The organism is Flavobacterium sp. FG68, from assembly GCF_057808895.1.
The window spans coordinates 20,721-44,135 of record NZ_JBMDIY010000001.1 but is presented as its reverse complement, the minus strand read 5'-3'; the positions used below and the strand labels follow the sequence as shown (position 1 = coordinate 44,135).

General features: G+C 33.3%; 28 protein-coding genes and 1 riboswitch. Of the genes, 11 read left to right on the top strand and 17 right to left on the bottom strand.

Annotated elements, in window-relative coordinates; all coding sequences use genetic code 11:
* Window positions 1-16 precede the first annotated feature (16 nt).
* The 3 genes from ACODSB_RS00235 to ACODSB_RS00225 form a co-directional block, all read right to left on the bottom strand.
* Window positions 17-415 carry a group III truncated hemoglobin gene (locus ACODSB_RS00235; protein ID WP_256636880.1) on the bottom strand — a complete coding sequence of 133 codons (399 nt, stop codon included), beginning with the start codon at window positions 413-415 and terminating at the stop codon, window positions 17-19.
* The gene (locus ACODSB_RS00230) at window positions 412-699 is read right to left on the bottom strand and encodes a hypothetical protein (RefSeq protein WP_256636881.1); all 288 of its coding nucleotides are present in this window, start codon (window positions 697-699) and stop codon (window positions 412-414) included. The genes ACODSB_RS00235 and ACODSB_RS00230 overlap by 4 nt, the downstream gene beginning before the upstream one ends.
* Window positions 700-780: 81 nt before the next feature.
* Window positions 781-1,377 carry a Crp/Fnr family transcriptional regulator gene (locus ACODSB_RS00225; RefSeq protein ID WP_488935585.1) on the bottom strand — a complete coding sequence of 199 codons (597 nt, stop codon included), beginning with the start codon at window positions 1,375-1,377 and terminating at the stop codon, window positions 781-783.
* Between the two features lie 94 nt (window positions 1,378-1,471).
* Here ACODSB_RS00225 and ACODSB_RS00220 point away from each other — a divergent pair, with 94 nt between their 5' ends.
* The 5 genes from ACODSB_RS00220 (at window position 1,472) to ACODSB_RS00200 (ending at window position 7,811) form a co-directional block, all read left to right on the top strand.
* On the top strand, window positions 1,472-2,200 hold the full coding sequence (locus ACODSB_RS00220) for a phosphoglycerol geranylgeranyltransferase (RefSeq protein ID WP_488935584.1): 729 nt from the start codon (window positions 1,472-1,474) through the stop codon (window positions 2,198-2,200).
* A gap of 31 nt (window positions 2,201-2,231) precedes the next feature.
* Window positions 2,232-2,852 carry a nicotinamide riboside transporter PnuC gene (pnuC, locus tag ACODSB_RS00215; RefSeq protein ID WP_180856348.1) on the top strand — a complete coding sequence of 207 codons (621 nt, stop codon included), beginning with the start codon at window positions 2,232-2,234 and terminating at the stop codon, window positions 2,850-2,852.
* A complete protein-coding gene (locus tag ACODSB_RS00210; protein ID WP_488935583.1) occupies window positions 2,816-4,930 on the top strand; it encodes a DUF4301 family protein in 2,115 nt (704 codons plus the stop codon). Before pnuC ends, ACODSB_RS00210 begins: the two co-directional genes overlap by 37 nt.
* Complete coding sequence (arfB, locus tag ACODSB_RS00205) at window positions 4,930-5,334, top strand: alternative ribosome rescue aminoacyl-tRNA hydrolase ArfB (RefSeq protein ID WP_488935582.1); 405 nt, start codon at window positions 4,930-4,932, stop codon at window positions 5,332-5,334. Before ACODSB_RS00210 ends, arfB begins: the two co-directional genes overlap by 1 nt.
* 314 nt (window positions 5,335-5,648) lie before the next feature.
* Entirely contained in the window at window positions 5,649-7,811 is a 2,163-nt protein-coding gene (locus ACODSB_RS00200; protein ID WP_488935581.1) for a TonB-dependent receptor, read from the top strand.
* 44 nt (window positions 7,812-7,855) lie between these two features.
* On the opposite strand, the gene ACODSB_RS00195 is transcribed toward ACODSB_RS00200, so the two are convergent.
* Entirely contained in the window at window positions 7,856-8,269 is a 414-nt protein-coding gene (locus ACODSB_RS00195; RefSeq protein WP_053472607.1) for a Rieske (2Fe-2S) protein, read from the bottom strand.
* 155 nt (window positions 8,270-8,424) lie between these two features.
* Here ACODSB_RS00195 and greA point away from each other — a divergent pair, with 155 nt between their 5' ends.
* Window positions 8,425-8,901 carry a transcription elongation factor GreA gene (gene greA, locus ACODSB_RS00190; protein ID WP_053472608.1) on the top strand — a complete coding sequence of 159 codons (477 nt, stop codon included), beginning with the start codon at window positions 8,425-8,427 and terminating at the stop codon, window positions 8,899-8,901.
* A 52-nt stretch (window positions 8,902-8,953) separates the two neighbouring features.
* Window positions 8,954-9,343 (top strand): HIT family protein, encoded by a 390-nt coding sequence (locus ACODSB_RS00185; RefSeq protein ID WP_488935580.1) that lies wholly within the window; start codon window positions 8,954-8,956, stop codon window positions 9,341-9,343.
* A gap of 139 nt (window positions 9,344-9,482) precedes the next feature.
* On the opposite strand, the gene ACODSB_RS00180 is transcribed toward ACODSB_RS00185, so the two are convergent.
* Entirely contained in the window at window positions 9,483-10,637 is a 1,155-nt protein-coding gene (locus tag ACODSB_RS00180) for a sensor histidine kinase (protein ID WP_256636889.1), read from the bottom strand.
* A gap of 161 nt (window positions 10,638-10,798) precedes the next feature.
* On the opposite strand from ACODSB_RS00180, the gene ACODSB_RS00175 reads away from it, so the two are divergent.
* The 4 genes from ACODSB_RS00175 to ACODSB_RS00160 all read left to right on the top strand — a co-directional run bounded on the left by ACODSB_RS00175 (window position 10,799) and on the right by ACODSB_RS00160 (window position 13,723).
* Complete coding sequence (locus tag ACODSB_RS00175) at window positions 10,799-11,674, top strand: flavin reductase family protein (RefSeq protein ID WP_053472611.1); 876 nt, start codon at window positions 10,799-10,801, stop codon at window positions 11,672-11,674.
* Between the two features lie 31 nt (window positions 11,675-11,705).
* Window positions 11,706-12,077 (top strand): DUF3127 domain-containing protein, encoded by a 372-nt coding sequence (locus ACODSB_RS00170; RefSeq protein ID WP_012023670.1) that lies wholly within the window; start codon window positions 11,706-11,708, stop codon window positions 12,075-12,077.
* Between the two features lie 210 nt (window positions 12,078-12,287).
* Complete coding sequence (gene aat, locus ACODSB_RS00165; RefSeq protein ID WP_053472612.1) at window positions 12,288-12,926, top strand: leucyl/phenylalanyl-tRNA--protein transferase; 639 nt, start codon at window positions 12,288-12,290, stop codon at window positions 12,924-12,926.
* A gap of 2 nt (window positions 12,927-12,928) precedes the next feature.
* Window positions 12,929-13,723: an MOSC domain-containing protein gene (locus ACODSB_RS00160; RefSeq protein ID WP_488935579.1), complete on the top strand. Its 795-nt coding sequence runs from the start codon at window positions 12,929-12,931 to the stop codon at window positions 13,721-13,723.
* Here the strand turns inward: ACODSB_RS00160 and ACODSB_RS00155 are convergent.
* From ACODSB_RS00155 to ACODSB_RS00100, 12 genes are all read right to left on the bottom strand, one after another.
* Window positions 13,720-14,430 carry a HesA/MoeB/ThiF family protein gene (locus tag ACODSB_RS00155; protein WP_488935578.1) on the bottom strand — a complete coding sequence of 237 codons (711 nt, stop codon included), beginning with the start codon at window positions 14,428-14,430 and terminating at the stop codon, window positions 13,720-13,722. The genes ACODSB_RS00160 and ACODSB_RS00155 overlap by 4 nt on opposite strands.
* 60 nt (window positions 14,431-14,490) lie before the next feature.
* A complete protein-coding gene (gene thiH / locus ACODSB_RS00150) occupies window positions 14,491-15,618 on the bottom strand; it encodes a 2-iminoacetate synthase ThiH (RefSeq protein ID WP_488935577.1) in 1,128 nt (375 codons plus the stop codon).
* 40 nt (window positions 15,619-15,658) lie between these two features.
* Window positions 15,659-16,036 (bottom strand): GxxExxY protein, encoded by a 378-nt coding sequence (locus ACODSB_RS00145; protein ID WP_488935576.1) that lies wholly within the window; start codon window positions 16,034-16,036, stop codon window positions 15,659-15,661.
* 158 nt (window positions 16,037-16,194) lie between these two features.
* Window positions 16,195-16,971, bottom strand: coding sequence for a thiazole synthase (locus tag ACODSB_RS00140; RefSeq protein WP_488935575.1), 777 nt, complete (start codon window positions 16,969-16,971; stop codon window positions 16,195-16,197).
* Window positions 16,952-17,590: a thiamine phosphate synthase gene (locus ACODSB_RS00135; protein ID WP_488935574.1), complete on the bottom strand. Its 639-nt coding sequence runs from the start codon at window positions 17,588-17,590 to the stop codon at window positions 16,952-16,954. Before ACODSB_RS00135 ends, ACODSB_RS00140 begins: the two co-directional genes overlap by 20 nt.
* Window positions 17,583-18,335 (bottom strand): hydroxymethylpyrimidine/phosphomethylpyrimidine kinase, encoded by a 753-nt coding sequence (locus ACODSB_RS00130; RefSeq protein WP_488935573.1) that lies wholly within the window; start codon window positions 18,333-18,335, stop codon window positions 17,583-17,585. The genes ACODSB_RS00135 and ACODSB_RS00130 overlap by 8 nt, the downstream gene beginning before the upstream one ends.
* Window positions 18,302-18,907, bottom strand: coding sequence for a thiamine phosphate synthase (locus tag ACODSB_RS00125; RefSeq protein ID WP_488935572.1), 606 nt, complete (start codon window positions 18,905-18,907; stop codon window positions 18,302-18,304). Before ACODSB_RS00125 ends, ACODSB_RS00130 begins: the two co-directional genes overlap by 34 nt.
* Before the next feature lie 31 nt (window positions 18,908-18,938).
* Window positions 18,939-20,762, bottom strand: a complete 1,824-nt coding sequence (gene thiC, locus ACODSB_RS00120; protein ID WP_488935571.1) for a phosphomethylpyrimidine synthase ThiC — start codon at window positions 20,760-20,762, stop codon at window positions 18,939-18,941.
* Between the two features lie 128 nt (window positions 20,763-20,890).
* A complete protein-coding gene (gene thiS, locus ACODSB_RS00115) occupies window positions 20,891-21,097 on the bottom strand; it encodes a sulfur carrier protein ThiS (RefSeq protein WP_053472622.1) in 207 nt (68 codons plus the stop codon).
* A gap of 88 nt (window positions 21,098-21,185) precedes the next feature.
* A riboswitch (TPP riboswitch) is annotated at window positions 21,186-21,282 on the bottom strand.
* A gap of 99 nt (window positions 21,283-21,381) precedes the next feature.
* Window positions 21,382-21,951 carry a DNA-3-methyladenine glycosylase I gene (locus tag ACODSB_RS00110; protein ID WP_488935570.1) on the bottom strand — a complete coding sequence of 190 codons (570 nt, stop codon included), beginning with the start codon at window positions 21,949-21,951 and terminating at the stop codon, window positions 21,382-21,384.
* Window positions 21,951-22,634, bottom strand: coding sequence for a hypothetical protein (locus ACODSB_RS00105; protein ID WP_488935569.1), 684 nt, complete (start codon window positions 22,632-22,634; stop codon window positions 21,951-21,953). The genes ACODSB_RS00110 and ACODSB_RS00105 overlap by 1 nt, the downstream gene beginning before the upstream one ends.
* 15 nt (window positions 22,635-22,649) lie before the next feature.
* The gene (locus ACODSB_RS00100; RefSeq protein ID WP_488935568.1) at window positions 22,650-23,312 is read right to left on the bottom strand and encodes a queuosine precursor transporter; all 663 of its coding nucleotides are present in this window, start codon (window positions 23,310-23,312) and stop codon (window positions 22,650-22,652) included.
* Window positions 23,313-23,415 lie beyond the last annotated feature (103 nt).

Here is a 23,415-nt window from a genome sequence, read left to right as displayed (position 1 = left end):
CGTTCCTCGCAATGACTTAAACTTCACTTTCTTTTTTTCGATGCTCAAACATACTTACATATAAAAAAGTGCTCATTTTACGGGCGCGTCTTTTTAATGTTTCCACATTTTCACCTTCAAAATGCTCGTCTAATGTCTGAGCCCAATGATTAAGCCAGATTCCGAATTCATTTGCCGTAATTTTATCACCAAAATGTGCGTCAACTTCATTGTGAACAGCGTGTGGATTTCCTTTGTATTTTCTTACGGCAAACAAATTTGTTTCCCAAAAATCAGTCAGTTTTTCCAGATGCATATCCCAATCCTGAATCATCGTATTAAAATAAAAGCCGATTTCTTTATCGGCTCTTATTTTAGCATAGAACTGATGTACTAAGAAAGAAATATCGGCTCTATTTTCAATTTGCTTTTTCACAGAATAAAGGTATTTAAAAGAATAAACAATACACTTAGAAATGTACTCAAAATTAAAAGGTTAAAAACAACCCTATGTTTCATTTGTGCCAAAATTGAAGTGTTTACAAAGATACAAGCCAATACAATAATGGCCAATTGGATCATTTGACCAATAGAAGTTCCGTGAGAAAGAATATACATTGCTGCAGCCGCACCTAAACAGCTTTGGCCAATTACAGCCATTGTTGCAGAACCAATATAATTTTTATTGAAATTTTCGAATGTTGTTTGATATAGTGTCATGATATTGAGATTTTTACACTACAAAGTTACATCCACTTTACTGCTGTGTTTTATGATTAAAATCATAAAATAGGAATTATTTTATCGGTATACTTTTCGATTAATAATCTTTAATTCGCCTTTTTTTTCCAAAGCTTTAATAGCTCGAATAACAGTTTCAACGCGCAAACCGGTTAAGTCGCCAATTTGTTGTCTGGTAAAATTGATTAAATAACCATTTGCATCTTTTTTAAAATTGAAATAAGCAATTCCGTGATCAATTAATTTCAATACTCTATGTTCTGGTTCATGTGTAGAAATTTCGGCAGCCATAACCGATTTGTAATATAAACGCTGCGCCAGATTTTCGATTATTTTAATGCTTATTACAGGATTTTCTTCCAGTAGTTTCAAAAAAATTGATTTTGGCAGCAGCAGAATCTCGCTGTCTTCAACCGCAATAGAATTAGCAGGATATTTTTGATTTAAAAATAAAGGCGGTTCTCCAAAAGATTGATCTTTATAAAAGATGCCCTGAATAAATTCGCGTCCGTCATCATTGTAATTACTCATTTTAATTTCGCCCGAAATTATCTGATAATAATGCGTTGGCAGGTTTCCTTCTTCAAAAATGATTTCACTTTTTTCAAAAGACTTTTTCAAGGCGCCATATTTTTCTAATAATTCAGTCGCAATCATATTTGTTTTCTTTGGATGTTAACAGAGACTTTACAAATATAATTCATTCAAAATAGTTCTTCTACGTTAAAAACTTTTTACTTTTACTGCCGTTATGGAGCAAAAAATACTCACGATTCACCAACAAATTTTGGATGCTAAGAAAAACGGGCAAAAACTATTGGCTATTCTTTTAGATCCTGATAAAATTGTTTGGGAAAATTTAGATCATTTATTACTTAAAATAAACCAATCACCTGCAACACATATTTTTGTGGGCGGAAGTATTGTTCAAAGTACCATTTTAGAAGATTTAATTACGCAGTTAAAACAAAAAACAAATCTGCCTGTTATAATTTTCCCCGGCGATCCGTCGCAGATTTCTCCACAAGCAGATGCTATTTTGTTCTTGTCTCTATTATCTGGCCGAAATCCGGATTATTTAATTGAATATCAGGTTCAGGCAGCGCCAATTCTCAAAAGAACAAAGCTTGAAGTTATTTCAACGGGATATATTTTAATCGAGAGCGGCAATGAAACCGCAGTTGCGCGCGTTAGTAAAACAGAACCATTAAACCGCGAAAATTTTGATTTAGCTTTGGCAACAGCTCAAGCTGGTGAAATGCTCGGAAACAAATTAATTTATTTAGAAGCAGGAAGCGGTGCAAAAAAAGCAGTGCCCCTGGAAATGATCTCATTAATTGCTCAAAACATAGAAATTCCTGTAATTGTTGGAGGAGGAATTGTAGATTTGCACGGAATTAAAAAGGCATATAATGCCGGTGCAGATTTAGTAGTTATTGGAACTGCTTTTGAAAACGACAGTCATTTTTTTGATTTATAAATAAAATTTAACAGCCACAAATACCGCAAAAATGATTGACTTTTTTCTTAATAGTTATAAAAATACTCCTTTATGGCATATCGCTTTAGAGTTTTTGGTCTTTGTTTTTGGAATTTTAAGTGTTTGGTTTGCTAAAAAAGAAAATATCTGGGTTTATCCAACAGGATTAATTGCCACCGTAATTTCAGTATATCTTTTATATGTTGCCGGTTATATTGGTGATATGATTATCAACGCCTATTTCTCGATTATGAGTATTTATGGCTGGTATGTTTGGGCAAAAGGCGGAACGGTTGAAGATAACCTGCCAATTACAAGAACAAATTTTAATGAAAAAATAATCGGGGTTTTGTTGTTTTTCGTGACCATTTTCGTAGTTTTCGGGATTTATAAATATTTCAATTACGAAATACACAATGACAATTATGTCGATATGATATCGTCTGGAATCTTTTTTGCAGGAATGTGGTATATGGCAAAGAAAAAAATCGAAAACTGGACATTGTGGATTATCGGTGATATTATTGTAGTACCTCTTTATGCTTATCGCGGCTTAGGGATGCTGTCACTTCAATATTTAATTTTTACAATTTTGGCTATTTCAGCTTATTTAGAATGGAAAAAGATCTTAGACAGCAAAAAACAACAATAATAAAAATTGCTTTATTTGGCCCTGAAAGTACAGGTAAAACAACTTTAGCAAAACAGCTTGCAGATTATTATGAAACCGAATGGGTTCCTGAATTTGCGCGCGATTATCTGCAGGAAAAATGGGAAGAAAATCAGCATATTTGTACTGCTGATGATATGATGCCTATTGCTTACGGGCAGACAGCATTAGAAAATGAAAAACTTGCTGCAGCAAATAAATACTTGTTTTGCGATACCAATTTAATGGTTACCAAAGTTTTTTCGGAAGTATATTATGGTTTTTGCGACCCTCTTTTAAATGAAGCTGCACTTGAACATGATTACGATTTATTTTTCCTGACGGATATTGATGTTCCTTGGGAGAAAGATGATATTAGAGATACTCCGGAAGGAAGAGAAACAGTATTCTCTGTCTTTAAACAAACTTTAATAGATACTAAAAAACCTTTTATAACACTTTCAGGCGATAAAGAAAGCCGTTTAGCAAAAGCAACCGCTATTGTGGATGCTTTAAATAATTTTAAAGAAAAAGGACTTTCATCTCAAGATTTTGTTGAAATTTATAATCACGGAATCCCTTTCGAAAATATCTTAAAGCAATTAAAAATATTTAAGAAAGGAATAGCAAAAAGTAATCTGATTAGTCCGGCAACCATAAACAACGGAATCTTAAGTTTGTCTGAAACTGATTTTGAAGAAAAAGCTTCTTTTTTTGATAAGCAGAAAGAAAAATTAAAAATTAAAAAATTTGTTCCCGCATCTGGCGCTGCAACAAGAATGTATAAGTTTTTAAGTGCTTTTTTGAATGATTTTGATATCGAAAAAGAAACTATAAACGCTTATATCAACAGAAAAAACGATAAAGAACTTGCTATTTTTATTATCGGAATGGATAAGTTTCCCTTTTTTGAAACAGTTCATGAAAAGCTTAAAGAACTTTATCCTGATTTTGAGATTTTAGAAAGAGATTATAAAAATTATTATTTTATAAAATTGCTATTGTCTCCGGATTATTACAATTCAGCAAACAAGCCAAAAGCAGTTTTACCTTTCCATTTATATAAAACGCACATTGCAAATCCAATTGAAGAACATTTAAATGAATGTGTGCATTATGCTACATCAAAAAGTGTTTCAAATTTACATTTCACAGTTTCAGAAATTCATCAGGATTTGTTTGAAAAAGCAGTTGATGAGGTTAGAGAGAAAATAGAAAAACCTTCAGGAACAAAAATTAATATAAATTATTCGTATCAAAATAAAAGCACAGATTCTATTAATGTTGATGCGAAAAACAAAATTGTTAGAAGTGCAGATGGCAATCTAGTTTTTAGACCAGGCGGACACGGTGCTTTAATTGAGAATTTAAATAATCTGGATTCAGATATCATTTTTATTAAAAATATCGATAATGTAATTCAAAATCATATTGATCAAATTACATTGTACAAAAAAGCTTTAGGAGGTATTTTAATTGCCGTACAACAAAAAGTATTTGGTTATTTAAGTGCCATTGAAAAGAATGAAATATATGAAAATAATATTCAGGAAATTGTAGATTTTTTAGTGCAAAAGCTAAACATTAAAATGACTAAAGATTTTAATAAATTTACTTTTGAAAATAAAATTGCTAAAATTAAAGATTTATTAGACAGACCTATCAGAGTTTGCGGGATGGTAAAAAATGAAGGAGAACCGGGCGGTGGGCCGTTTTGGGTGATGAATGAAAAAGGAGAAACTTCTCTGCAAATTGTAGAAACTTCTCAAGTTGATTTGGGGAATAAAAAACAGCTTGAAATTTTAGAAGAAGCAACACATTTTAATCCAGTTGATTTAGTTTGTGGAATTAAGAATTATAAAGGCGAAAAATTTGACCTGAAACAATTTGTAGATCAAAAATCAGGATTTATCGTTGAGAAAAGCGTTGAAGGAAAACCGGTAAAAAGTTATGAACTTCCGGGATTATGGAATGGATCAATGGCAAATTGGTTAACTGTTTTTGTGGCAGTTCCGTTAATTACTTTTAATCCGGTGAAAACCGTAAATGATTTACTAAAACCGGCACATCAGCCACAATAATGGATAGCGAGAAAATCATATCAGAGTTAAGTTTTAAAGCCGTTAGAAGCAGTGGTGCGGGCGGACAAAATGTAAATAAAGTTTCATCAAAAGTGGTTTTGTCTTTTGATTTAAATGCATCACAAGCTTTGCCTGAAGATGAAAAGCTGCTTTTACAAACTAATATTGCTGCTCGTTTAACAACCGAAAATATCTTAATTTTAAATTGCGACGAAGACAGAAGTCAGCTTAAAAATAAAGAAATAGTTATAAAACGGTTTTTGGAAATAATTAAAAAGGGATTATATGTTCCGAAGATTCGAAAAGCGACAAAGATTCCAAAATCGGTAATCAAAAAAAGGATTAAAGACAAAAAGAATGTTTCTGAAATAAAAAAATCAAGGAGAAAACCTAACTTGGAGTAAAATCCCAATTTTTTAAATTGCTTCGCCTGTTCGCTATCGCTCGAGTCCAAATTCCAAAGACACTAACTTGAAAAGTGAGTTTTTTGGAATTTGGAATTTCTTTTTTGGAGTTTTAAATATTTTAACACTAAATTTGCATTGTCTCAAAGGGGTGCTCTAAATAACGAGCTGAGATCATACCCAAAGAACCTGAGCGAGTAATGTTGCTAAGGGAAAAAACGACAATTTCAGTGTGAATACTTTGTTTTGTCGTGAAACACATTTATTAATTTAACAAAAGAATAATTCCCCCTTTTATTCGTAATTCTTTACGAATGAAAACTTTTTTTTTAGGTGCTAATGCACAAAGCTACAAAGGTTCTAAGGTTCAAAATGCAGCCAGAACCAAATCTATTTTCTTTATTCTATTCTCTTTATTCTATTCTCTATTCACTTTCGGACAGGAACAAGACTCGACTCAAGTAAATCAGCTTGATAATGTTTTAGTTTCGGCAGTTCGTGTTACGACTAAAACTCCGGTTACGTTTAGTAATATGGACAAAAAGGAAATTAAATTTAGAAATCTTGGACAGGATATTCCTGTTTTAATGAATTACCTTCCATCTGTTGTTACAACTTCTGATGCAGGAGGAGGAATTGGTTATACCGGAATCAGAGTCCGCGGAAGCGATGCTACAAGAGTAAACGTAACCATAAACGGAATTCCGTATAACGACGCTGAAAGTCAGGGGACTTTTTGGGTAAACATGCCCGATTTTGCTTCTTCTGTAGAAAGTTTACAATTACAGCGTGGAGTAGGAACTTCTACAAATGGTTCTGGAGCTTTTGGAGCAAGTTTAAATATGCTGACAGATAGTTACGCATCTAAACCAACTGGAGAAGTCTCAGGCTCGTTTGGAAGTTTTAATTCTCAAAAAGAAACAGTAAAATTCAGCACAGGTCTGCTAAATGATCATTTTGAATTGGCAGGACGTTTGTCAAGAATTAAATCTGATGGTTATGTTGACAGAGCGAGTTCTGACTTGAAATCTTATTTCCTGCAAGGAACTTATGTTGGAAAAACAACTTTAATCAAAGCTTTGGTTTTTGGCGGAACAGAAAAAACATACCAATCCTGGAACGGAATCGATGCTGCAACTTTAAATTCAGACCGTACTTTTAACTCTGCGGGAATGTATACAGATGAAGCAGGAAATGTGCGTTTTTATGACAATGAAACTGATAATTATAAACAAGATCATTATCAGTTACACTGGAGCGAATCTTTCTCTGATAAATGGAGTACTAATTTGGCTTTGCATTATACAAAAGGGCAGGGTTACTATGAAAATTATAAAGAAGATGCCGATATGGCTGAATATAATTTAAATCCTGTTGGAGCTATTACAACAACAGATTTAGTACGTCAAAAATGGTTAGATAATGATTTTTACGGAACTACATTTTCAGCAAAATATAAAGATGAAAAACTAGATGTTATTCTTGGCGGCGGCTGGAACAAATACGAAGGCGATCATTACGGAAAAGTAATTTGGGCAAGAAACGCTTCACAGTCAGAATTGGGAGATCATTATTACGATGATTTTTCTACAAAAACAGATGGAAATATCTTCGCAAAAGCAAATTATCAGTTTACAGAAAAATTAAGCTTTTATGGTGATTTACAATATAGAAGAGTAGAATATAAAGCAGATAGTCCTGAAACTGGGTTAGTTGATGATACTTTCAATTTCTTTAATCCAAAAGCTGGTTTGAATTTCGAAATCAATCAAAAAAACACCTTGTATTTTTCATACGCTCGTGCTAATCGTGAACCAAACAGAACTGATTATGAAGGCGGAAATGTAAAACCGGAAAAACTAAACGATTTTGAATTAGGCTGGAGATTTAATTCAGAGAAATTCCAGTTGAATTCGAATTTCTACTATATGGGTTACAAAGATCAATTAATTTTAACCGGAAGATTAGACGATGTTGGAGCGCCAATTCGGGCCAATACCGAAAAAAGCTACCGTTTAGGATTTGAATTTGATGCAACAATTTCGCTTTCAGAAAAATTTATTCTTAGACCGAATTTCACGCTTAGCAGTAATAAAAATGTGGATCTTGCAGTTGAAGGACAATATTACGGAACAACTAAAATTGCTTATTCTCCAGAAGTTATTGCCGGAAATATAATTGTATACAGTCCAATCAAGAGCTTGCATATTTCTTTATTGCAAAAATATGTGGGTGAACAATACATGAATAATATCGAATTGCCAGAAGCTAAACTGGCTGACTATTTTGTAAACGATTTGAATGTTTCTTATGAAATAAAACCAAAATCAATCTTTAAATCAATTACAATAACAGGTTTGGTAAATAATATTTTAGACAAAAAATATGTTTCAAACGGAGCAATGTGGGATATTTATCCCTATTACTATCCGCAGGCAGGAATTAATTTCTTAGCCGGATTGACATTGAAATTCTAAAAAATAAAAAAGCCTGAAATTAAACTTTCAGGCTTTTTTTATTTCTAGTTGTAAACGTGAATCACAGTTCCGGTTACTTGTACTTTATATTGTTTTAGCGGATATTCTTTTCCTCCAAGTCCGGTAAACAAACTGTAAGAAGTTTTATCACACGAACACACGGCATTTATACCGTCAATTGTCATTGCAGCGCAAGAAGTTAATTCCTGATTGGGACACGCTGCATCAAATGCATTATAGCCACTTCCTGCATTAAAAATAATAATTCCTTTTGCCCCGTAATTAGGAACAATAACACCGTTACTTACAAATTTAAGATTTGAATAAGCCGGCAGGTTCATGTCTACAGACAAATTAACACTGTAATTAGGTATGTAAGGATTTTTATTACTGCGTTCGCTGTCGCTGCATGCGATAAGCACAGAAACGAAAAGAAGTAAGAGCCAGATTTTTTTCATTATTTTAATAAGAATTAGTTAAACAAAAATAATTTATTTAGATTTGATTTTTATATGATTAACATATAATTATGTACTATTAAAAATAATAGTATATTTGTAATACAAAATCCCGTCCCGATGGGATTTTTTCTATTTATGTAAACGATGAAGTTATGAGTAAAGTATCTTATTATACCGCAGAGGGATTAAAAAAATTGAAAGATGAATTAGAGCATTTAAAAAGTGTAATGCGTCCTAAGGCATCTCAAGATATAGCAGAGGCAAGAGACAAAGGCGATTTATCTGAAAACGCCGAATATGATGCTGCAAAAGAGGCGCAGGGTTTATTAGAAATGAGAATTGCTAAATTAGAAGAAGTATATTCTAACGCAAGATTAATCGACGAATCACAATTAGATGTTTCGAAAGTTTTGGTGCTTTCTAATGTAAAAATTAAAAACCAAAGCAACGGAATGGAAATGAAATATACACTTGTTGCAGAAAGTGAAGCAGATTTAAAAACAGGAAAAATTTCTGTAACTTCTCCTATTGGAAAAGGTTTATTAGGAAAATCGGTTGGTGAAGTAGCGGAAATTACGGTACCAAACGGTGTTTTGAAATTTGAAATTCTGGAAATCTCAAGAGACTAAGTCATTGCGAGGAACGAAGCAATCACACTATTAAGATTTTAAAAATAAAACAATGAGCAGCATATTCACAAAAATAGTAAACGGAGAAATTCCTGCATATAAAATTGCTGAAGATGATAATTTTTTAGCGTTTTTAGATGTAAATCCAAATACTAAAGGACACACACTTTGTATTCCAAAACAAGAAATCGATAAGATTTTTGATATGGATGACGAACTGTATTTAGGTTTGATGAAATTTTCTAAAAAAGTAGCGGCTGCACTTGAAAAAACGGTTCCTTGCAAAAGAATCGGAATTGCAGTTGTAGGTTTAGAAGTTCCTCATGCACACGTACATTTGATTCCGTTAAACCATATGGATGAAATGCGTTTTCAAAATAAAGTATCTCTTTCAAAAGATGAATTTGAAGCTTTAGCAAAAGACATTCAGGCAAATCTTTAAACATCTGTCAGACTGAGCGAAGTCGAAGTCCTAAGCTTGGTTGAAAAGGTTTCGACTTCGCTCAACCTGACATAATAAAACCAGAAATAAAAAAAACACCAATTCAAATTATGAGTTGGTGTTTTTTTATTTCTATTTTTTAAAGAGGTTCAACTATTTTATAACTGATTTGAAAAGTAGTCCCTTTTCCAATTTCAGAATGCAAAACCTTAATACTTCCGTTGTGATATTCTTCAACAATTCTTTTCGTTAAAGAAAGTCCTAATCCCCAGCCGCGTTTTTTTGTTGTAAAACCAGGCTCAAAAATAGTCTTGAATTGTTTTTTTTGAATTCCGCTTCCAGAATCTTTCACATGTATTTTTACATGATGTGAATCCTGCTCAATCGAAAGTTCCAAAGTTCCTTTTCCTTTCATGGCGTCAATCGCATTTTTGATCAGGTTTTCAATTGTCCAGCTGTGAAGTGTTGGATTAATTAAAGCAAAAATAAGTTTTTCAGGAGCATGATATGAGAACGAAACCTGTTTAGAAAAACGAGATTGTAAATATTCATAAGTATTTAAAGTTTCGCTGACAATATCATACGGTTCTAAAACAGGAATAGAACCAATTTTAGAAAAACGATCCGTAATGGTTTGTAATCGATCAATATCTTTTTCTATTTCCAATGTTATAGATGGATCAATTTCTTCGGTTTTTAAAATCTCAACCCAGCCAATTAATGAGGAAAGCGGCGTTCCAATTTGATGTGCCGTTTCTTTTGCCATTCCCGCCCACAACTTGTTCTGTGTCGCCATTTTGGTGCTTTTGTAAAAATTATATATTAAAGCAACAAATAAAAATATAATCAGTAATAAGGCAATGGGATAATATTTTAGTTTATTTAGTAATTCTGAATTACCATAATACAAATGTTGATATTTTCCCGGAGCATATTCAAACGTTATGGGTTCATTTTCATTTTTTAAATTTTTCAGGAAATTTTTTAATTTTTTCTTGTCATTAAGAATATCATCAGGAACGTTTTTAGAACTTACAACATTACCATAAAGCATTACTACAGCAGGAATTGAAGTGTTGTTGCTGAAAATTTGAAGCGGAAGATCGACATCGGTATTTTCGTCTGCATTAACGATTGTAATTTGCGCATTCGCAAAAAGGTTCATTTTCAGACGTTCTTCATTTTTAAAAATTTGGAAAAAAGTATAAGTATTCCAAAGAATCAAAGTAATGATTGAAAAGGAAATAATAATGATGACCCAGCGAGTTGTATTTCTACTTTCAGAAAAACGCATAAATTAATTTTTGAGGTATAAATATAACGAAATTAACACATTTTATATTTTGCAGGGCTTTAAAAGTTTTTTTGGTTTTATCTTCTAAAACTATTTCCATGAATTGAACGATTTCTCTACTTTTGTACAACCGAAATGAGGTTCGGTTAAACTAGAAAATTATGATTAGCATCAATCCAAAAGAAATTACAACGCCGCAGCTGCACGCCTATCTGCAAAGTTCGGTAGGGCCGAGACCAATTGCTTTTGCAAGTACAATAAGCGAAAAAGGAATTCCGAATTTGTCGCCATTTAGTTTCTTTAATGTTTTTAGTGCTAATCCGCCAATTCTGGTTTTTTCGCCTTCAAGACGTGTACGCGACAATACAGTAAAACATACTTTAATTAATGCCGAAGCAACAAAGGAAGTTGTTATAAATGTCGTAAATTACGATTTGGTACAGCAGACTTCGTTAGCAAGTACAGAATATGGAGAAGGTGTAAACGAATTTATTAAAGCAGGTTTAACACAGATTCCGTCAGATTTGGTAAAACCATACCGCGTAAAAGAATCTCCGGTTCAGTTTGAATGCAAGATAACGCAGATTATTCCGTTAGGAACAGAAGGAGGAGCAGGGAACCTGATTTTATGTGAAGTAGTAAAAATGCATATTCACGAATCAATTTTAGATGAAAACGGAGCAATCGATCAGCATAAAATAGATTTGGTTTCAAGACTTGGGGGAAATTGGTATTCAAGATCGAATCAAGGACTTTTTGAAGTACCAAAACCGCTGACAACTTTAGGTGTTGGTGTTGACGTAATACCTAATTTTATCAAGGAAAGTCCTGTGTTTAATGGGAATGACCTCGGAAAATTAGGAAATATCGAAGCCTTGCCTACAAGCGAAGAAGTTAGTATATTTGTGAAGGAAAATTTTTCTGTGAAAGGAGTTTTAAGCTCAGATGATCAGGAAAAGGTGCACTTAGAAGCCAAAAAATATCTGAATAATGATGATATAGAATCGGCTTGGAAAGTGCTTTTAGCTAAAAAATAAGAATAGAAACAATAATTAATTATAGACGAAGATGGAAGTTATAGGAAAAGTAAAAGTGGTTAATCCTGAACAGCAAGTTAGTGCTTCATTCAAAAAAAGAGAATTAGTAGTTACTACAGATGAGCAGTATCCACAACACATTTTAATCGAATTTACACAAGATAAATGCGATTTATTGAGCAGCTATAAACAAGGAGAGGCAGTAAAAGTTTCTATCAATTTAAGAGGAAGAGAATGGGTTAATCCACAAGGAGAAACTAGATATTTCAATAGTATTCAAGGTTGGAGAATCGAAAGAATGGCACCAGAAGGACCTGCACAAACACCGTCAGTTCCTGCTGCAGAAGCTTTTGCTCCAGCTACAAATTTAAACGAAGACGAACCAGACGATTTACCGTTCTAAGAAAGTTTAAATTTCAAAACATAAATTCCAAATTCCAATTCATTAGCATGAATTTGGGATTTGGAATTTTTTGTATAAAGTTTAAGCACAAGCTTTGTCATTTCAACCGAAGGGAGAAATATAAGATTGCTGAAGTTTGGAATTTGGAATTTCAGTATTGAAATTTCAATTTATTGGATTTTGGAATTTAAAAATTGATTATTTAAAAAGATGTATTTCCTATTTGACAGATTATATTTTCCACCCGTTTCAGAAGCCGATGATGAAGGCATTCTGGCCGTTGGCGGTGATTTGAGTCCGGAACGATTAAAACTGGCGTACAACAACGGAATATTTCCGTGGTTTAACGAAGGCGAATCGATTCTTTGGTGGGCTCCGGATCCGCGTATGGTTTTGTTTCTGGATGAGTTAATTGTCTCTAAAAGTATGCGTAACATTCTGAACAGGAATATATTTACGGTTACTTTTAATACACGTTTTAAAGAAGTAATTTTAAACTGTCAAAAAATATTGCGAGACGGTCAGGACGGAACCTGGATCTCTGATGAAATGATCGAATCTTATTGCGAACTTAATAAACAAGGAATTGCAAAATCTGTTGAGGTTTGGCAGGATGAAGTTTTAGTAGGCGGTTTATACGGAATAGATTTGGGACATGTTTTTTGTGGCGAAAGTATGTTTTCTAAAGTATCAAATGCCTCTAAAGTCGGATTTATATATTTGGTAAATCATTTAAAAAAAGAGAATTATAAATTATTAGATTGTCAGGTTTATAATCCGCATTTAGATAGTTTAGGATGTCGCGAAATTGATCGTGACGAATTTATGTCCATTTTAAAAAGCAAATAAAAATGAGTGCAGTTCATGTTGTAAAAGAAATTTATATTTATCCGATAAAAAGCTTAGCAGGAATTAGTGTTCAATCTGCTCTGGCTGAAGAAATGGGATTTGAAAATGACCGAAGATGGATGTTAATCGATGCTGAAAATCAAATGATAACGCAAAGAGAACATCGCATTATGAGTCAGTTTTATCCACAAATTTCAGATGGAAAAATCAGTATTACTTTTAAGGATCAAAAACATGAATTTTCTATCAACGAACATTTACAAAATTCTCTGGAAGTCGATGTTTGGGAAGATAAAAGCGAAGTTGTTGAGGTAAATCACGAAACTTCAAAATGGTTTAGTCAGCATTTAGGTTTTGAATGTAAATTGGTCAAAATCATAAAAATTGGAGACCGTAAACATGAAAGTTCAAAACTAAAAGAAACTTTTAATGTAAGTCTGGCCGACGGGTATCCATATTTATTAATTGGATCAAAAAGCCTGGATTTTTTAAATGACAAACTCGATGAAAAAATTACAGTAAAAAGGTTTCGCCCCAATATTGTAATCAGCAGTCAAAACGAACATGAAGAAGACAATTTTAATACTTTTAAGATTGGAGAAGTTCAATTTAAAAATGTAAAACCTTGCGGAAGGTGCATTATGGTTAATAATGATCCGGAAAATGGCAAATTAAAAAAAGAGCCTTTAAAAACCTTAAGCAAATACAGAAATGTAAATAATTCCGTTTTGTTCGGAACCAATATCGTGAGTCTGAATTCTGGGAATATTAAAGTTGGAGATGCGCTTGTTTTCTAGAAATTCAGTTTTGTAAAATTCCAGTTCAGCGTATTAAAAAGAACCAATTCGTTTTTTAAAACTGGTAATTCTAAAATTAATTTAAGCGTTTCGTGTGCCATCATATTTCCAATAATTCCGGGTAAAGTCCCCAAAACACCGTTTAAATCACAATTCGGAATATCTTTCGGATCAGGCATTTCTGGAAATAAATCCCGCAGGTTTTTACTTCCGTTATGATTGAAAACTGCAATTTGTCCTTCAAATTTTAAAATACTTCCGTAAACTAAAGGTTTGTTTAATTCAACGCAAGTGTCGTTTACTAAATAACGTGTCGTAAAATTATCTGACCCATCCACAATAATATCATATTGCTGTATAATTTTTGATGCATTTTGAGAAGTTAATTTTTCCTGAATGGCCTCGACTTCAATTAAGGGATTCAGTTTTGAAACTACATCTTTAGCCACAATTGCTTTAAATTGCCCAATTTCATTTTCGGTATATAAAATCTGTCTGTGCAGATTATGAATTTCGATCGTATCAAAATCCATGATTCCAATAAAACCAACTCCCGCAGTTGCAATATATTGTAAAATCGGACAGCCTAAACCACCTGCGCCAATTACTAAAACTCTAGCTTTTTTTAGTTTTTCCTGACCTTCATCGCCAATTTCTGGAAGTATGGTTTGTCTGTTGTAACGGAGGAATTCTTTGATAATACTCATTTTGTAAATTTTAGATTGTTGATTTTAGATTTTAGATAGTAGTGCGAAAAAATCTGAAATCTAAACTCTGAAATCTGAAATAAAACTTTTGTCCCAATCTTTCCAAACGGGTTCATAACCTGCATTTTTTATGATTTTTGAAATTTCTTCTGCCGAACGTTCATCGCTGATTTCGAATTGTTCCAAAGACTGCGGATCAACTACATAACCACCTGGATTTGTTTTAGATCCCGCACTCATACTGGTAACTCCAATTGGAATTATATTGTTCCTGAATTTTTCATTTTCTCTGGTTGAAATTGAAATTTCTAAATCTTCATTCCACAAACGATAAGCGCAGATTAATTGTGTCAAATCTTTATCATCCATAATAAAATTGGGTTCGATAATTCCTTCGGCGGGGCGGAGGCGTGGAAAGGAAACAGAATATTTTGTCTGCCAATATTTTTTTTGAAGATAATCTAAATGCAAAGCGTTGAAAAAGCTGTCGGTTCGCCAGTCTTCTAAACCTAATAAAACGCCTAAACCTATTTTATGAATTCCTGCAGTGCCAATTCTATCAGGAGTTTCAAGCCTATAATCAAAATTTGATTTCTTCCCTTTTGTATGATATTTTTTGTAAACTTCCTGATGATACGTTTCCTGATAAACCAAAACCGAGTATACTCCGGCGTTATGCAAACGTTTATAATCTTCTGTAGAAAGCGGCTGTACTTCAACTGAAATAATCGAAAATTCTTCTCGAATTAAAGCAATTGCATTTAAGAAATAATTGATATTAACGGTATAATTTGCTTCGCCTGTAACCAATAAAACGTGATCAAAACCTGTATTTTTTAAGGCTTCAACTTCGAGTTTTATTTCAGCATCAGAAAGTGTTTTTCGTTTGATTTTATTGTCTAAACTAAAACCGCAGTAGGTACAGATGTTTTGACATTCGTTGCTTAAATACAACGGCGCATACATTTGGATCGTTTTCCCAAAACGTTTTTTGGTGATTTCATGGCATTTCTGCGCCATTTCTTCTAAATAATTTTGAGCAATAGGGGAGATCAAAATCAAAAAATCATCGAGATTGAGTTTGGTTTTAGCCAAAGTTCGTTCGACATCTTTTGATGTAGTTTGGTATATTTTCGATTGAATAGTATCCCAATTATATTGCTCAAAAATTGATTTGAATGTGTTCATTTTTTATTTTGTTTCCCGCAGATTTTGCAGATCGTACAGATTAAATTTTATTAACTACACGATGGATATTTTCAAGAATATTAGAACAGTTGAAATTGACTAATAATCCGAGTTTTTTATTAGTCAATTTTAAATAAGTATTTAATTGTTTAAAGTGAATAGATTTTATCTCTTCAACTGATTTTAATTCTATAATCACTTTGTCTTCTACTAAAATATCCAGTCTGAACATTATATCTAGATAAATATCATCATATCTAACTGGTAAATCAATTTGTTTAATGACTGTTAATCCATCTTTCTTTAATTGATAATAAAGGGCACTTTCGTACACGGACTCTAATAATCCAGGCCCAAGTGTGTTATAAACTTTAAAAATTGCTCCTCTGACTTTATATGAAATTTCATTTTCTGACATAAATATTATTTGATTTTTTTTGAATCAAATTTAATGAAAATTCTTACTTTTATTTCTCTCGCAGATTTTGGAGATTGAACAGATTATCTTTTTCTATACTTATAATATATTTTAATTGAATAAATCTGCTTAATCTCCAAAATCTGCGAGAGAATAAATTAGTCATAAAGAAATGAAGTCAAAGGACTTGAAGCCACAGCATAATTTTGCTGATTAGCAATTCGAGCTTCAAAGGCTTTTCTTCCTGCTATAACAGCTTCTTTGAAAGCTTCGGCCATTAATTTTGGATTTCCGGCAACGGCAATTGCGGTATTAACCAAAACAGCATCGGCACCAATTTCCATTGCTTTTGCAGCGTCAGATGGAGCCCCAATTCCGGCGTCTACAATAACAGGAACATTGCTTTGTTCAATTATAATTTTTAGAAAATCAATTGTTTTTAAACCTTTATTACTTCCAATTGGAGACCCCAAAGGCATTACCGCAGTTGTTCCCGCACTTTCTAAATGTTTGCACAAAACAGGATCAGCGTGAATGTAAGGAAGAACAAAAAAACCTAGTTTAGCCAATTCTTCCGTAGCCTTTAAAGTTTCAATAGGATCTGGCATTAAATACTTTGGATCTGGATGAATTTCTAGTTTTATCCAATTTGTTTCTAAAGCTTCGCGAGCTAATTGAGCCGCAAAAACAGCCTCTTTTGCATTTCTTGCTCCGGAAGTATTTGGTAATAAATTGATATTTGGATGTTGTAAATGCGAAAGAATAGCATCGGTTTCAGTTTCTAAATCAATGCGTTTTAAAGCAACGGTTACCAATTCACTTTCTGAAGCTAAAATCGCTTCTTCCATTTCTTTATTTGAACCAAATTTCCCAGTTCCTAAAAACAAACGGGATTTGAAGCTTTTGTCCCCAATATTAAACAATGACGTTTGCATGTAATTTTTCCTTTAATTGTTTAATTAGTATTTTTTTCTCTGCACTTTCTGTGATGATTCCAGAAACAGCAATTCCGTGAATTCCGGTTTCCATTAACGGACTCACATCTTTTAATGTAATACCTCCAATAGCATAAACAGGAACCTCGATTTTATCCTTTTTCATTTTTTGGAGAATCTCGAAATATCCTGATAAGCCTAAAATTGGACTTAGTTTTTCTTTTGTAATCGTAAATCGAAAAGGGCCTAAACCAATATAATCACAGCCATTTTTGACATGATTTTGAATGTCTTCAAAAGTATTAGCCGTTCCACCAATAATTTTTGTTGCTCCTAAAATGGCTCTCGCTTCATCGATTTTCATATCGGTTAATCCTAAATGAACGCCATCTGCAGCAATCTGCTCAGCGAGATGCAGGTCATCATTTATAATAAAATTAGCCAGATACTCTTCGCATAAAGGTTTTACTTTCTCTGCTAAAGCAAATGTTTCTTTACTGGTTTGATTTTTAAAACGCATTTGTACCCATTTACAGCCAGCATCCAGAGCCTGATGAATATTGTACAATTGTTCTTTGCCGGTTTCGCCTTGTGAAATGTATTGCAGCTTGTTATACATAGTGATATCCAATTAATGTTGAACTTGAACTCAGGTAGTTTTCGATATATATTTTAGCATTTTTGCAGGCTTCTGTTGTATTTTGATTTAAGGCCAAATTGGAAGCAATTGCAGAAGAAAGCACACAGCCGGAACCGTGTTTTTCAAAGCATTTTTTATTAGTTGGAAGCAAATCCAAAACTTCATTTTCAAGAAATAAAAGATCAGTTCCTATTGCTGATTCGTTATGTCCGCCTTTTAATAAAATATTGGTTGGAATCTCATTTTGCGGCCGAAGATTCTTTGAAATAAACCCAGGAAATAAAATCTCAATTTCATTGTAATTCGGCGTAATCAAATCAATTTTAGACAAGATTTTATGTAAATCAGAATAATCTTTAATCGCCATAAATTCAAATTTTGTTGTCGATCGAAGAACCGGATCCCAGACAATTTTAGTGGAAGGAGACAGCATTTTTATAGTCGAAACAATTCGGTTTAAATCATACAAAGAAGAAACAATTCCAATTTTAACAGCACTGATTTTATAATTTAGAAATAACGTTTCGATAGAACGGATAACAAAACTCAAATCAGTCCACTGTATTTCATAAAATTTATTTTCGGTTTGAATCGTATTGGTTGTTGTAATAGCAAAACCAGTTACTTTATGCTGTTCAAATGTTTTAATATCTGCCAAAATACCAGCTCCACCAGACGGATCTAAACCTGCTATTGTAAGTACGAAAGGACGATTTGCTGACATAATTTAAATTGTTTTATCGGGTTTTCGTTATTCCAAATTGTTCCTAAAAGAGCGATATCATCAAATCCATTTTCCATTGTTTTTTGAATGTTGTGAGGATCAATTCCGCCTAAAGCAATCACTTTTGTTTTATAATTTGTTCTAGATTTTAATGCTTCAAAAAGATCAGTTTTTGGGGCATAATTTTCCTTTGAAATACTTTTAAAAACCGGACTTAGAAAAGCGTAATCAAAATCATTTTCTAAAGAATTAAAATCTTCAATTGAATGTGTTGATGTAGAAAAACTATACCTGCAAGGTTTTGGAAACCTTGCAGGAAAATCATGAATGCGGTTTCTTTCTTTTTTAGAAAAATGAATTCTGATAATTCCAAAATCCTCTGCCAATAAATGATGACTGTGCAAAGCAATTCGATCTCTAAATTCCAACTTAATTTGATGAATAAACTGCGCCATTTCCAACTCAGAAAAATCAGGTTTCCGAATATGAAGCAAAGGAAATCCTTCTTCAAATAAAGAATGAATTATCCTGATTTCATCTGCAATAGCAAAAGGATTAGAAATAACAATCATATCTTTTCTCTTTCTTCTATTTTCTAAAACTCTAAATATAAATCTCTTTCCCTTGCTCAATAAACTCCTCTGATTTCTCTTTCATTCCTTGTTCTGCGGCAGCAACATCTCTAATTTCCTGAGATATTTTCATAGAACAGAATTTTGGGCCGCACATAGAACAGAAATGCGCCACTTTTGCACCGTCTGCTGGAAGCGTTTCATCGTGAAATTCTCTTGCGGTATCTGGATCTAAAGCTAGATTAAACTGATCTTCCCAACGGAATTCAAAACGGGCTTTGCTCAATGCATTATCTCGATATTGTGCTCCTGGATGACCTTTTGCCAAATCGGCAGCATGAGCCGAAATTTTATAAGTGATCACACCATCTTTTACGTCTTTTTTGTTTGGTAAACCAAGATGTTCTTTTGGTGTTACATAACACAACATAGCGCAGCCATACCAGCCAATCATTGCCGCTCCAATTGCCGATGTGATATGATCGTAACCCGGTGCAATATCTGTCGTTAAAGGCCCTAAAGTATAAAATGGGGCTTCATGACAATGCTCTAATTGTTTGTCCATATTTTCTTTAATCATGTGCATTGGTACATGTCCCGGACCTTCAATGAAAACCTGAACATCGTGTTTCCATGCAATTTTGGTTAATTCGCCTAAAGTTTCTAATTCTGCAAATTGTGCAGCATCATTGGCATCGGCAATGGAGCCCGGACGTAAACCATCTCCTAAAGAAAAAGCTACATCATATTGTTTCATGATTTCGCAGATTTCTTCAAAGTGCGTGTACAAGAAGTTTTCTTTATGATGAAATAAACACCATTTTGCCATAATGGAGCCACCGCGCGAAACGATTCCTGTGACACGATTTGCAGTTAAATGAATGTATCGAAGTAAAACCCCTGCGTGAATTGTAAAATAAGAAACACCTTGTTCTGCCTGCTCGATTAAAGTATCACGGAAAATTTCCCAAGTTAAATCTTCGGCAATTCCTTTTACTTTTTCCAAAGCCTGATAAATTGGAACGGTACCAATTGGAACTGGTGAATTTCGAATAATCCATTCTCTGGTTTCGTGAATATTTTTTCCTGTGGACAAATCCATAATGGTGTCAGCGCCCCAGCGGCAAGCCCATACAGCTTTTTCTACTTCTTCTTCAATGCTTGAAGTCACAGCACTGTTACCAATATTGGCATTAATTTTCACCAAGAAATTACGACCCACAATCATAGGTTCGCTTTCAGGATGGTTGATATTGTTTGGGATTATAGCTCTTCCGCAAGCCACTTCTGCGCGAACGAATTCCGGAGTGATTTTACTTTTTGGTGTATTGGCTCCAAAACTATGACCGCCGTGCTGGCATTGCATAGCTTTCGTTTGTTCGTTTAAAAGCTCAATACGCTGATTTTCGCGAATCGCAATATATTCCATTTCCGGAGTAATTATTCCTTTTTTGGCGTAATACAATTGCGTTACGTTTGCGCCTTTTTTAGCACGTTTTGGCTGATGCAAATATTCAAAACGAAGATGATTCAGGTTTTCATCTTTCAATCGGCTTTGACCATAATCTGATGTGATTTCGCCTAGAATTTCAACATCATTTCGATTAAGAATCCAACTTTCGCGTAAGCGTGGTAAACCTTTTCGAATATCAATTTCAATATTTGGATCTGTGTATGGACCAGAAGTATCATAAACAGTTACTGGAGGATTTTTTTCGATCCCACCGTTTGAAAGTTTCGTGTCGCTAAGATGAATCTCACGCATCGCTACTTTTATCGGGTGAATTTCGCCATCAATGTAAACTTTTTTAGAATTCGGAAATGGGGTTCTGGATATTTGTTCTTCTGTTGTCATCGTGTTTTTTGTTTCAGGTTTGAAGTTTAAAGTTTCAAGTTGATATGGATTATGTTTTTTAACGCATTTGTTTCTGTAGAGTCTACGTCCAGTATATAATTGGAATTTGAAATTTTTATATTGGAATTTCAGCCTCCCTGCGTGGCAGAAATAATCAAAATTTCGTCAGTTTCTTGTACAAGGAATTCGTTCCATTTGGTTTTTGGAACAACGGTATTATTAATAGCAACGGCAATTCCGTTTTGTTTGTGCGGAATTTCGAGATCGAGCAATGATTGAACGCTTAGCGATTCAGCATTGAAATGTTTGGTTTGTTGATTGATTTTTAGTTCCATTCCTTCTGAGTTTAGAGTTTTTTACAGATACACTATGGTGCATCTTTACTCTAGGAATGGCTACAAGAACGCATAAAAATATGCATGCAGAAGTCATCTTACTTTTCCCTACGCTAGTATGAACTAGATCAGGTTCAGAGGGTAAAATCTCAGCCTACAAGTTGTAGACACCCCTAAAGTGTGAAGCAAATATATGTAATTTTTGTTTAAAAGTTTCAGGTTTCAAGTTTCAGGTTCAAAAAAACTGAAAACTGTCACTGAAAACTGCGACTAACGACTGGAAACTATTTTTTTCTCGTCCAGCAGTCTTTGATATGATCATTTACCATTCCGGTTGCCTGCATGTGAGCGTAAATAACGGTTGAGCCTACGAATTTGAATCCGCGTTTTTTTAAATCTTTGCTGATTGCATCTGAAAGAGGAGTAGTTGCCGGAACGTCTTTTAAAGTTTTGGGATTATTGTCGATAGGTTTTCCATCGGTGAATTTCCATATATACTCTGAAAAACTTCCAAATTCTTCCTGAACTTTCATAAAAGCCTGAGCGTTTGAAATAGTTGCTTTAACTTTAAGTTTATTTCGGATGATTCCGGTATTCTGCAATAATTCTTCAATTTTATCTTCAGAATAATTGGCAATTTTTTTATAATCGAAATGATCGAAGGCATTTCTGAAATTCTCTCTTTTATTTAAAATGGTAATCCAGCTTAATCCAGCCTGAAAAGTTTCTAAAATTAAAAACTCAAATAAAGATGCATCATCATAAACAGGAACTCCCCATTCTTCGTCATGATATTTTTTGTATAAATCACTGGCTGAGCACCAGCCGCATCTTACTTGATCTTCGTTTTTCATTATTTTCCTATTTGCCAGCTATATCCTTTTACTCCCGGAATATAAGCAGAACGACCAATTATGATCAATTCATTATGGATTTTTTTGTCGTACTTAATGCCAATTGTTGTTCCTGATGTATATAATTTATTAGCTTTAAAAGTAATTTTCATAAGACCATCTTTGAATTTACCATCTGAAACTTTTTCAATAAACCAGGTCGACCGCCATTTTATGGCTATTTCATCTTCAGAAGTTTTTGTAATACTTTTTACAAGTTTTACGGCTTCTTTAGGGATTTCAAAATTTTCAGTTAATTGTTTCTGATTTAAAGTCTGTCCAATTTTACTGAGAGAAAGTATTTTTTTTAGATTGCCAAATGTTACCAAAGATTTGTTTTCTTCTTCATTCCAGCTTATGTTAGCGTTTTCTGTCTCAACTTGTTGATTTTGAATTTGTGGTCTGCTTTGGCTTTCCTTTTTTGATGAAAAATGATTTCGTTTGTTAGTTGCAGAATTATGAGCAAGATCTTTAGATATCCCGATAGTTTTTAATGGTGTTTTTTTGAATGTTTTTGCAGAAGCCGGATTTAATTTATCGACAGGATAAATTGTTTTTCGTTTCGGCTGCTTTTTTTCATCGTTGCCACAGCCCATCAAAAAACAGGTAATTGAAAGAAATAGCGTGGCAATTGTCTTTTTCATAACTACAAGTTAGCTTTAATCTTTGATAGTAAGATCTTGTTCCAAATATTTTTTTATCAAATGATGTCCAAGGTAAATTAAAGGAGTTAATACAACCGCAACCGAAAGTTTGAAAATGTAACCTGTTAGCCCAGAAGTGATAAAAGTTTTAAAATCGATTTTTCCGGGAAGCCAGAAAGCAATTCCCAGTACAATAAAAGAGTCAAATAATTGAGAAATTACAGTAGAACCAGTTGCTCGTAACCATATTTTCTTTTCTCCGGTTCTTTTTTTGAAAAACCAAAAAATCCAAACATCGATTAACTGTGATACCATAAAAGCAACAATACTTCCGAAGATAATCCACATACTTTGTCCAAAAACGGCATGAAACTGCTCATCATTAACTGGACTGATTCCTTTTGCTGCTGGAATTACAATCGCCATAAATAAGATTAAAAATGCATAAGAAATTAAACAAGCAGTTATAAAAGAGAGTTTTTTTACTCCTTTTTCGCCAAAGTATTCATTAATCAAATCAGTAGTTAGAAAAACAATCGGCCAGGGTAAAATCCCTATACTCATTACAAAAGGACCAATCTGAATTAATTTTCCTCCAATAAGTTCAGCCACAACGGCATTGGTTATAAATATTCCTGATAGAACTACAAAAACAATTTCTTTTCGGGTTTTAAACATGTTATTTTGGTTATAATGATTCAAATTTAAACTATTTCTTCAAATGTTCGAAATGGATTAATGAGTTCGTTTGAAGTTTGCTTTTGATTGGTTAATTTTGAGT

Coding starts and splice junctions, on each gene's coding strand:
- ACODSB_RS00135 (WP_488935574.1), bottom strand. CDS start 17,590: ATGTATAACAAGCTGCAATACATTTCACAAGGCGAAACCGGCAAAGAA.
- ACODSB_RS00200 (WP_488935581.1), top strand. CDS start 5,649: ATGAAAACTTTTTTTTTAGGTGCTAATGCACAAAGCTACAAAGGTTCT.
- pnuC (WP_180856348.1), top strand. CDS start 2,232: ATGATTGACTTTTTTCTTAATAGTTATAAAAATACTCCTTTATGGCAT.
- ACODSB_RS00175 (WP_053472611.1), top strand. CDS start 10,799: ATGATTAGCATCAATCCAAAAGAAATTACAACGCCGCAGCTGCACGCC.
- ACODSB_RS00170 (WP_012023670.1), top strand. CDS start 11,706: ATGGAAGTTATAGGAAAAGTAAAAGTGGTTAATCCTGAACAGCAAGTT.
- ACODSB_RS00140 (WP_488935575.1), bottom strand. CDS start 16,971: ATGCAAACGTCATTGTTTAATATTGGGGACAAAAGCTTCAAATCCCGT.
- aat (WP_053472612.1), top strand. CDS start 12,288: ATGTATTTCCTATTTGACAGATTATATTTTCCACCCGTTTCAGAAGCC.
- ACODSB_RS00105 (WP_488935569.1), bottom strand. CDS start 22,634: ATGAAAAAGACAATTGCCACGCTATTTCTTTCAATTACCTGTTTTTTG.
- ACODSB_RS00225 (WP_488935585.1), bottom strand. CDS start 1,377: ATGATTGCGACTGAATTATTAGAAAAATATGGCGCCTTGAAAAAGTCT.
- thiS (WP_053472622.1), bottom strand. CDS start 21,097: ATGGAACTAAAAATCAATCAACAAACCAAACATTTCAATGCTGAATCG.
- ACODSB_RS00110 (WP_488935570.1), bottom strand. CDS start 21,951: ATGAAAAACGAAGATCAAGTAAGATGCGGCTGGTGCTCAGCCAGTGAT.
- ACODSB_RS00195 (WP_053472607.1), bottom strand. CDS start 8,269: ATGAAAAAAATCTGGCTCTTACTTCTTTTCGTTTCTGTGCTTATCGCA.
- greA (WP_053472608.1), top strand. CDS start 8,425: ATGAGTAAAGTATCTTATTATACCGCAGAGGGATTAAAAAAATTGAAA.
- ACODSB_RS00185 (WP_488935580.1), top strand. CDS start 8,954: ATGAGCAGCATATTCACAAAAATAGTAAACGGAGAAATTCCTGCATAT.
- ACODSB_RS00160 (WP_488935579.1), top strand. CDS start 12,929: ATGAGTGCAGTTCATGTTGTAAAAGAAATTTATATTTATCCGATAAAA.
- arfB (WP_488935582.1), top strand. CDS start 4,930: ATGGATAGCGAGAAAATCATATCAGAGTTAAGTTTTAAAGCCGTTAGA.
- ACODSB_RS00100 (WP_488935568.1), bottom strand. CDS start 23,312: ATGTTTAAAACCCGAAAAGAAATTGTTTTTGTAGTTCTATCAGGAATA.
- thiC (WP_488935571.1), bottom strand. CDS start 20,762: ATGACAACAGAAGAACAAATATCCAGAACCCCATTTCCGAATTCTAAA.
- thiH (WP_488935577.1), bottom strand. CDS start 15,618: ATGAACACATTCAAATCAATTTTTGAGCAATATAATTGGGATACTATT.
- ACODSB_RS00145 (WP_488935576.1), bottom strand. CDS start 16,036: ATGTCAGAAAATGAAATTTCATATAAAGTCAGAGGAGCAATTTTTAAA.
- ACODSB_RS00180 (WP_256636889.1), bottom strand. CDS start 10,637: ATGCGTTTTTCTGAAAGTAGAAATACAACTCGCTGGGTCATCATTATT.
- ACODSB_RS00125 (WP_488935572.1), bottom strand. CDS start 18,907: ATGATTGTTATTTCTAATCCTTTTGCTATTGCAGATGAAATCAGGATA.
- ACODSB_RS00230 (WP_256636881.1), bottom strand. CDS start 699: ATGACACTATATCAAACAACATTCGAAAATTTCAATAAAAATTATATT.
- ACODSB_RS00210 (WP_488935583.1), top strand. CDS start 2,816: ATGGAAAAAGATCTTAGACAGCAAAAAACAACAATAATAAAAATTGCT.
- ACODSB_RS00220 (WP_488935584.1), top strand. CDS start 1,472: ATGGAGCAAAAAATACTCACGATTCACCAACAAATTTTGGATGCTAAG.
- ACODSB_RS00130 (WP_488935573.1), bottom strand. CDS start 18,335: ATGTCAGCAAATCGTCCTTTCGTACTTACAATAGCAGGTTTAGATCCG.
- ACODSB_RS00155 (WP_488935578.1), bottom strand. CDS start 14,430: ATGAGTATTATCAAAGAATTCCTCCGTTACAACAGACAAACCATACTT.